The sequence below is a fragment of the Kitasatospora sp. NPDC051164 genome (assembly GCF_044455625.1).
In the GTDB taxonomy this organism is placed as follows: domain Bacteria; phylum Actinomycetota; class Actinomycetes; order Streptomycetales; family Streptomycetaceae; genus Kitasatospora.
The window spans coordinates 126,214-132,991 of sequence record NZ_JBITFB010000026.1 but is presented as its reverse complement, the minus strand read 5'-3'; the positions used below and the strand labels follow the sequence as shown (position 1 = coordinate 132,991).

General features: G+C 71.4%; 3 protein-coding genes and 2 pseudogenes. 1 reads left to right on the top strand and 4 read right to left on the bottom strand.

The features are described from left to right. Positions 1-2,939, bottom strand: a 2,939-nt coding sequence (locus tag ACIBEC_RS33585) for a caspase family protein (protein ID WP_396289619.1), incomplete at its 3' end; no start/stop codon positions are given. Continuing rightward, positions 2,936-3,781 carry a hypothetical protein gene (locus ACIBEC_RS33580; protein ID WP_396289617.1) on the bottom strand — a complete coding sequence of 282 codons (846 nt, stop codon included), beginning with the start codon at positions 3,779-3,781 and terminating at the stop codon, positions 2,936-2,938. The genes ACIBEC_RS33580 and ACIBEC_RS33585, both read right to left, overlap by 4 nt. A gap of 260 nt (positions 3,782-4,041) precedes the next feature. Here ACIBEC_RS33580 and ACIBEC_RS33575 point away from each other — a divergent pair. Then, positions 4,042-5,149: pseudogene (locus tag ACIBEC_RS33575) on the top strand (IS630 family transposase). A gap of 473 nt (positions 5,150-5,622) precedes the next feature. Here the strand turns inward: ACIBEC_RS33575 and ACIBEC_RS33570 are convergent. Further along, a pseudogene (locus ACIBEC_RS33570) lies at positions 5,623-5,979 on the bottom strand (site-specific integrase); the annotation flags it as partial. After that, positions 5,868-6,539 (bottom strand): hypothetical protein, encoded by a 672-nt coding sequence (locus tag ACIBEC_RS33565; RefSeq protein WP_360501131.1) that lies wholly within the window; start codon positions 6,537-6,539, stop codon positions 5,868-5,870. The gene ACIBEC_RS33565 and the pseudogene ACIBEC_RS33570, both read right to left, overlap by 112 nt. Positions 6,540-6,778 lie beyond the last annotated feature (239 nt).

Genomic DNA, 6,778 nt, shown 5'->3' with positions numbered 1-6,778 from the left:
CTGTGGCCGGTGAGGGGCTGGCTGAGGGGCTGGCCGGTGGCCAGGTCCCATACCCGCACCATGCCGTAGGTTCCAGTGGTGACGGCGACGGGGCGGGCGTCGAGGACCGTGCACGCCACCGCCCAAACCTGGCCGGTGTGGCCGGTGAGGGGCTGGCCGGCGGGTCGGCCGGTGGCCAGGTCCCACACCCGCACGGTGTCAGCGCTGCCGGTGACGGCGATGGGGCGGCCGTCGAGGGCCGTGCACGCCACCGCCCCTACTCGGTAGGTGTGGCCGGTGAGGGGCTGGCTGAGGGGCTGGCCGGTGGCCAGGTCCCATACCCGCACCATGCCGTAGGTTCCAGTGGTGACGGCGACGGGGCGGCCGTCGAGGACCGTGCACGCCACCCCCCACACCTCCCCAGTGTCGACGGTGAGGGGCTGGCCGGCGGGTCGGCCGGTGGCCAGGTCCCACACCCGCACGGTGTCAGCGCTGCCGGTGACGGCGATGGGGCGGCCGTCGAAGGCCGTGCCCGCCACCGCCCTCACGGTGTTGGTGTGGCCGGTGAGTGTGTCGCGCAGGGCGGGGTGGAAGGTGCTGCCGCTGGCCCAGAGGGGTGTCCAGTGGCCGGGTGGGATGAGGCGGCTGAGGTCGCGGTGCAGGTCGTGGGCGCCGGCGCGGACGGCGTCGAGGACAAGGGTCTGACGCCGCAGGTGCGGCGTCGCGTCGCGGTGCAAGTGAAGGCCGGTGCGGTAGACGGCGGCGGCCAGGCGGGCGGTGTCGTCGTGGGCGTGGTGGAGGTAAGGGGTGAGGCCGCGGGGGGCGGCGTGGACGAGGTACTCGCTGTCGGCGAGCACCTGGTCGAGTAGCCCGGCCGAGGCGGCGTGGTGGGCGAGGTGGTTCAGGGTGTACGGGTGCGCGCGGGACCAATTGCGGGTGCCGTCAGCGCGGTAGGGGACGTGGTCGGTGAGGACGCGGGTGTAGGCGGTGTGCACGGCCTGCTGGTCGGTGTTCTCGCGCAGGTGCTCGGCCATCGCCTCGTGGTAGAGCCGGTAGGCGGAGCGATCGTGCTCGGTCGCCTCCACGACGTACGAGCCGGCCTCGCGGCGCAGCCACAGTAGGTCGTTGTCGGTGTATGGGCGGCCGGAGATCTCGGTGGCGAGGGGTGCCCAGATGTCTTCCCAGGGCAGGCCCTGGCCTTGGGCGTAGGCGAGGGGGCGAAGGAGGTCGGTGGCGCGCTGGGCGTGGGGGCCGAGGCGTTGGTGGAGGTCGTGGCGCATGGCGTCGCCGGCGTGGCGGGGCAGGCCGGCGCGCCAGGCGCGGTCGCTGGGGTCGGGGATGGTGGGGGTGGCGGCGAGGGTGCTGGCGGTGATGCGGGCGATGAGGAAGGAGTGGCTGGCGGCATGGGCGACCGCCCAGGCGACGGGTCTGACGGCGGCGGGGTGGTCGCGGTAGGGGGAGGTGCGGTGGGCCTGGAGCAGGGTGCGGGCGGCGTAGAGGGTGAGGGCCTTCGGGTCGGCGTAGCGGGGGCTGTCGAGGTCGATGATGTGTGCGGGGTCGGTGCCCAGGCGGGGCAGGAGGTAGGGGCGGGTGCCCAGGAGCAGGCGGATGCGGCCGCGGGAGTGCTCGGTCAGGGGGCGCAGGATCGTGGTGCACAGGCTGGCGGGGGTGGCGGCTTCGTCGAGGGCGTCGATGAGGACGGTCAGCGGACGCTGGCGCTGTTGGCGGTCGAGGGCGTCGAGGAGTTCGCCGACGGTGCCGGCGTGGACACGGGCGGCGGCGCAGAGGGCGTCCAGGACGTCGGTGTCGGTCAGGCGCTGGGCGTAGACGGCGGCATCGACCACGCCGGGGGTGAGCAGACCTTGCGGCAGACCGAGGGCGTCGAGGGGGACGGTGCGGTGTCGTTCGGGGTGAGCGAGGGCGGCGACCAGACCGAGCACGGCGGTCTTGCCCGAGCCCGGGGCGGCGGTGACCACCCGGCATACCGATTCGTCGCTGTCGGTGGGGGTGTTGAGCCAGGCGGCCAGGTCGTGGAGCGCGGTGTGGCGACCGCTGAACCACCACGCCGGGGGCTCGGCCTCGCCGTAGAAGCCCATGGCGCGTACCAGCAGCCGCGAGGTGAACTCGGTCTCCCGCCTGCGGTCCTGCTCGTCGAAGGCGGCGGCCTGCTGCAGTGCGAGGTCGACCTCGTTCAGCCGGATGTCGTGGCGGGGGTTGGGGAAGAAGGCCGGCGGCTCGCCGTCCAGACCCACCATCGCCAGGCCGATCCGCTGATACTGAGGCAAGTCAGGGGAGTTGTTGATGTGCTGCACCACCGCGTTCACCGACAGCGTGTCCGGGCCGTATCCCGCAACCGACAGGCCGCTCACCGCGGCCTCCAGCAACTCTGGGAACAGGCCCGCCACCGCCTGCTGGTGGGGCTGGGCGGACGAGACGACCACCAGACCGGACCCAGAACTTCTGCCCCAGCTCTCCCCGAGACGCTCCAGGGCCGCGGCGGCCATCTGGTTGCCGCCCTGGCCGACGTAGCAGGCATCCAGCAGCAGCAGGACCCGCCGAATCCGGGTGCCGCGCAGCATCGCCCGCGTCAGCTCCGCGGTCGGCAGCGCCGTGTAGGTCAGGTCTTCGGGGTCGGTGTCGGAGGTGAGCAGGACGTGCTCGCCGCCATCGTCGAGAACCTCGCCGTGACAGGACAGGTATACCGCCAGCAGGTCGTCCTCCTGCCGCTGCGGCGAGAGGCAGAACGCGCGCAGGGCATCCGTCAGCTGCTGCCTGGTCGGGCTGAGCGGAAGCGGGTCGTGCAGGTGGTAGCCGAGGCGGTTGGTGAACACGTCGACGACCCGCTCACGTGCCTCCACCAGACCAGGCCGGTTCCACTCGCGGTTCTTCGGGTAGTCAGCCACCGCCGCGGCGATCAGGAACCGCCGCGGCCCCTGCCCGCCGTCCTGCTCATCGCTCACGCCAGGCCATCCGCGATCGCCCGCCCACACAGCGCGTCGGTCAGATAGGCGGTCGCGTCGTGCGCGTGCATGCCGTTCTCCAGCACCCCCGAGCGCAGCCGCTCGCCGAACAGCGGCCGCAGATCCTTCACCAGCGCCACCACGTCCCCCGTGCCGGCCAGGTTCGTCCACACCAGCCCGTCGCCGCCCGGCCACTGCCCGCGCGCCTGCCGGCCTGCTTCGTCGGGGGCGGGCCGGAGCCGGTCGAAGACCAGATGGCGGATCCCCAGCGGCGAGCCGATCGTCACCAGCGCCCGCACTCCGTGCCCCGGCAGCGCGCACAACGCCTCGTACGCCACCACCGAACCCAGCGAATGCGCCACCACCACCCGCGTGTCCGCACCGATCCCCGCGGCCACCCGGCCGCGCACCCGCTCACGCACCCGGTCATCCATCAAGTAGCCACGGACCTGCTTCAGGTCACTGACCATCGCCCGCAGCGCGACGTTCGCGAAGAACCGTGACCCCGACAGCGCCCGTAACGCGGCCTGGACCGACCGCGGCGTCGACACCAGCGTGTCCACCGCCTCCGGCGGCACCACCCCCGCGTCCACCTCGGCCGCTGCCCGCCACCACGCCGCAAGCAGCTCCCGTTCGAAGCCCTCCTCGACGTCCTGAACCGTATACGGCATGTCCCCGGCGGAGAGCATCTGACCGGCCGGGCGGAACAGGTCCCCGTAGAAGCCCATCGCGACATCCGACGCCGTCACCAGGCCAGCGGCCCCGGCCCGGCGCAGACCGTCACTCAATGCCGGCCACCACACCGCCCGCAGCCGGTCCTCCCCCTGCACCTGCTGCCCCATCCCGTGCACACACACGATCCGAGCCACAACACCACCCCCGCACAGACGAGAACTATCGGCCCCTCACAGGGCTCCACACCTACCAGCCCCCGCCCACCTCCGACAGCCGAATCCCCACATCGGCTGCCCACCACGGGCAGAGCGACCCTGCCAGCCCACCTCGACACGCAGACAGGTGCTGCTGATACTCGGATTGGTGGTGGCGGTGCCTAAACCGGTTGGATGTCGGACGGACATCCGATCGGTGTGGGGGAGGCGTGGTGGCGGAGCCGGTCAAGGTCCGGAGACTGACCGACCAGGAGAGCCAGCGGTTACAGCGGATCGTGCGGCGGGGCAGCACCAGTTCGGTGCGCTACCGGCGGGCGATGACGCTGCTGGCCTCGGCCGGCGGCAACCGGGTGCCGGTGATCGCCAGGCTCGTGCAGGCGGACGAGGACACCGTGCGGGATGTCATCCACCGGTTCAACGAGATCGGCCTGGCCTGTCTGGACCCTCAGTGGGCGAGAGGCCGTCCCCGCCTGCTCAGCTCTGACGACGAGGACTTCGTCGTCCAGACGGCCACCACCCGCCCGGCCAAGCTCGGCCAGCCTTTCACCCGCTGGTCCATCCGCAAACTGCTCGCCTACCCCCGCCGCGTCCACGGCCGTGTGATCCGCATCGGCCGCGAAGCCCTGCGCTGCCTGCTCGCCCGCCGCGGCGTCACCTTCCAGCGCACCAAGACGTGGAAGGAGTCGACCGACCCCGCCTACGACGCCAAGCTCGACCGGATCGAGCACGTCCTGGAGCACTTCCCCAACCGCACCTTCGCGTTCGACGAGTTCGGCCCGCTCGGCATCCGCCCCACCGCCGGCACCTGCTGGGCTGAACAGGCCAGGCCGGACCGGCTTCCGGCGACTTACCACCGGACTCACGGCGTGACGTACTTCCACGGCTGCTATTCCGTCGGCGACGACACCCTCTGGGGAGTCAACCGTCGCCGCAAGGGCACCGCGAACACCCTGGCCGCGCTGAGGTTGATCCGGGCCACTCGCCCGGACGGCGCCCCGGTCTACGTGATCCTGGACAACCTCTCCGCCCACAACGGCAAGAAGATCCTCCGCTGGGCGAAGAACAACAACGTCCACCTGTGCTTCACCCCGACCAACGCCTCCTGGGCCAACCCGATCGAGGCGCACTTCGCAGTTCACGCTCGCCAACTCCAACCACCCCAACCACACCGTCCAGACCCGCGCACTGCACGCCTACCTGCGCTGGCGCAACGCCAACGCCCGCCACCCCGACGTACTGGAAGCCCAACGGCGTGAGCGCGCCCGAATCCGCAGCGAGAAGGGCCTGCGGTGGGGCGGCAGACCGGCCCTCGCCGCGTGATCGAAACACCCCGACGAACGGCGAGGCGAACGCTCTTGGCAGCCGGGCGCGATGACGGTGGACTGTTTCAGCCGGATGGCGACAGACTCGGTGCGAGCCCGCTTGGACTTCGTCACCACCGGGGCCAGCCGGCTCGCGTAGTACCGGCGCTCCCGCAAGGCCAACCGCGGGATCTCCAGGGTGAGAAGGGAGGCGCCCTCGGTCAGCCGGACGCCAGAGGAGAAGAGCAGATTCGCGAACGCCGAATTCCGATCGGCCAGGCGGCCGGCCGGGGCAGTGTCGGGTGCCCCGTCTGCGGGGAAACCGCGCAGGCCGACGTCAACCCAGCGCCGGAACGTCCGGGGCGTCAACCAGCGCACGTTGCTTGCCCTCGAATCCTTGGCCCGGGCGGCCGGCACACGTACGACCTGTCCGTGGCGCCCGATTCCCTGCCGCGTTTCAATCGGACTCGACGGAACATGCCCCTGCTTGACGGCCCAGGAGTACAAGCGGCCCAAAGCGGCAAGACCCCGGTTCCAGCGAGCGCCGCCCACCCTCTGCGGATTGCGCATGGACCGCACGCGCCAGTCCTCGAAATCCCACAGATCGCCGGGAGTCGCCTCGTCCCAGCTCTTTTCCCGGCTCCAGAGGAAATCAAAGAAGACGCAATAGTCGGTTGTGTAGTTCCGCTTCGTCTCCGGTTCCAGCCGCGCAAACGACGAGCGGGCCAGAAACTGGCTCAGGCGTCCGTCGATCTGACGGCTGGGCGAGAGCAGGATCGGTGTCCCTGGACGGATCCCCGCCCGCGACTCGCGCTCCTCCAAGTCCTCCCAACCGCCCAGCGCCGGCACCCGTTCGGGCTCGACGACCCGCCTCGCCGGCACCCAGTAGACACGCCACCTTGGCACCACAGACCTCCCTCTTGACCTGCATCAACACGCAGATTCAACAGGGAATTTGCGACGACACCTTCCAGTGCGTGCTCCCGTGTCCATCCGTAGGCCTCGGCCACCGAGTCCCACGCCGGCGGGACCCGCAGGCCCGGACGCTCCAGCTCCAGGCCCTCCAGCAGCTCGCGCCGCCGCACGTACGGTTCCGTGAGCAGTGACTGCTCCCCGGTGTGCAGCAAGTCGAACGCCACGAACAGGGCTGGCGTATTCGCTGCGCCGGCCCGTACTGCGGCGGGGCTCGTGCGGTGGACACGGCCCTGCAGCGCGGCGAACGAGGGGCGGCCTGCGCGCATGACCACGAGCTCGCCGTCCAGGATCAGGGGTCCGCGGAGCGTCAGGGCCTCGGCCACCTCCGGGAACCGGTCGGTGAAGTCCGTGGCGTGGCGGCCGACCAGCCGCACCGGCGAGGCCTCGGGCACGTAGGCCAGGCACCGCACCCCATCCCATTTCACCTCCCCCATCCACCCGGTCCCGGACGGCAGTGGGCCGGCCGACGCCAGCATCGGCTCGACGTGCGGCAGCCTCACCTGTGCGGATCCCCGGGGGCTCATGTCTCCAGGGTGCAACTGCCCAAGCCCGCGACGAGGCTGGATGCGGCCGGTCGGCCGACACCGCAGCCGCCGGCCGGGGTGCCGCGTACTGGCCTCGTGCGGCGTTCGGCAGCCGAAACGCCTGTCGTCCCAGCTCGGCGATAGCGTCT

Bases quoted from the DNA above. Each gene is read 5' to 3' on its own strand.
- ACIBEC_RS33580 (WP_396289617.1), bottom strand. From the start codon at position 3,781: ATGGGGCAGCAGGTGCAGGGGGAGGACCGGCTGCGGGCGGTGTGGTGG.
- ACIBEC_RS33565 (WP_360501131.1), bottom strand. From the start codon at position 6,539: ATGGGGGAGGTGAAATGGGATGGGGTGCGGTGCCTGGCCTACGTGCCC.